This is a genomic window from Alkaliphilus hydrothermalis, assembly GCF_016908555.1.
In the GTDB taxonomy this organism is placed as follows: domain Bacteria; phylum Bacillota; class Clostridia; order Peptostreptococcales; family Natronincolaceae; genus Alkaliphilus; species Alkaliphilus hydrothermalis.
Map to the genome: position 1 here is coordinate 1 of NZ_JAFBEE010000046.1, position 1,907 is coordinate 1,907.

A 1,907-nucleotide genomic window follows, 5' to 3' on the forward strand; every position below is an offset into this window, starting at 1 on the left:
CGTGCGCCAAGCAAAGGGCGCACCATATAGTGGGTGGGAACCCCGCTGAGAAAGATTTAGCAAATCACTCATAGCGAGTCTTGGGCGACGTAGGGTAACCTACGTCGTTAAGCGTAGACAGCAAGGTAGTAGGCCGAAAGCGAAAGTTGAAGGGATAGAGCCTCGAAATCCCAATTGGGAAGGTTGATACTGTGGACCGAGTAGAAAACAACATCAATATATTCGATATGCGAGAATATATTGGCTTCCCCGGGGTCAGTGACCTTGGCATGCTACACATTGTTATGGTGCGTCAACTTGGGAGACCCTGTTCGCTCTTTACGCAGAGAAAGTAAGACCAACCAAGCGATAATAAAGTGAGGTGTCGAATGCAACAGGGAGTCAGATTACTGCATAGTACTTAAGAAGCAGGGTAATGCCTGTGGAGGGAAGGCGGTAACACAACATCGACCTTGAAAGAGAAACATATGCTACACACGGAGGTAGACAAAGTATGGAAACGAAACTAACAAGGATAGCAGAAATAGCTAAAATTCGCCCTAAAGAGAGATTTACTTCTCTTGCACATCTAATTAATGAGGAAATGATAAAAGAATGCCATAAGGAGATGAAGAGAAAGAAAGCCCCTGGAGTTGATAATATAACAAAAGGGGAATATGAGATCAGACTAGACGATAACGTCAATGATCTAATCAATCGTATGAAAAGACAAGCGTATAAGCCACAGCCAGTAAAGCGGGTATACATACCCAAAGCAGGCAGTGAAAAGAAGAGACCATTAGGTATTCCAGCTTATGAGGATAAACTTGTACAGGCTAGCTTAGCAAAGATTCTAAACGCCATATATGAACAGGATTTTCTAGAATGCTCCTTTGGATTCAGACCTAATCGGAGCTGTCATGATGCGTTGAAAGTACTTGACAAAATCCTAGATAAAAGAGAAATCAGATATGTAGTTGACGTAGATATAAGGGGATTCTTTGATCACGTAGATCAACAGTGGCTGATGAAATTCATAGAGCACAGGATAGTAGATGCAAATATCCTTAGAATAATAGCTAGATTCTTAAAAGCAGGGGTAATCGAAGCAGGAATAGCCTATGATACCCCGGAGGGGACACCGCAAGGAGGAGTCATATCTCCCATACTGGGGAATATATACCTACATTATGTGCTAGACCTATGGTTTGAGAAAAAGGTTAGGAAAAGTTGTAGAGGTAAATCATATATGGTTAGATATGCTGATGATAGTGTATACTGCTTTGAATATGAGGAAGATGCCAAGGAATTCTATTTGAAAATGATAACACGATTGAAGACATTTAATCTCGAAGTGGCAGAAGAAAAGACAAAAATCATTTCTATCAAGAAAGATAGCAACGATGATTCAGATGGTGAAGGAGGTTTAGGAGTCAGTTCATTTGACTTTCTGGGCTTTACCCATTACGAAGGTAGTAGTAAAAGTGGAGTCAGGCGCATAATGAGAAAAACGAGCAAGAAAAAGTACAGAGCAAGCCTGCTGCGCTGTAAAGAATGGATAAAAACAAACAGGCATATGGCGACGAAAGACTTCATGAAAAAGTTAAAAATCAAGGTATTAGGACACTGCAGATACTATGGAATAACAGACAATAACGCTACAGTGAGCAACTTTATAGATGAAGTCAAAAGGTTAATATATAAATGGCTCAATAGAAGAAGCCAGTGTAAAAGCTTTTCGTGGGATAAGTTTAACCTGTTTCTTAAAAAGTATCCATTACCAAGAGCAAAAACCTACGTAAGAATATTCGATCCAGGGGCTGGATATAGTTATGTTATGTAAATGGTGAAGTGAAGAGCCGGATGCCTTAATAGGGCAAGTCCGGTTCTGTGAGGGGTTGGAATTGCAAGGTTCCAGCCTACTCGAT

General features: G+C 40.8%; 1 protein-coding gene. It reads left to right on the plus strand.

Going from position 1 to position 1,907, the window contains the following annotated elements:
- The first annotated feature begins 493 nt into the window (after window positions 1-493).
- A complete protein-coding gene (gene ltrA, locus JOC73_RS14915; protein WP_204404679.1) occupies window positions 494-1,822 on the plus strand; it encodes a group II intron reverse transcriptase/maturase in 1,329 nt (442 codons plus the stop codon).
- The last annotated feature ends 85 nt before the right edge of the window (window positions 1,823-1,907 follow it).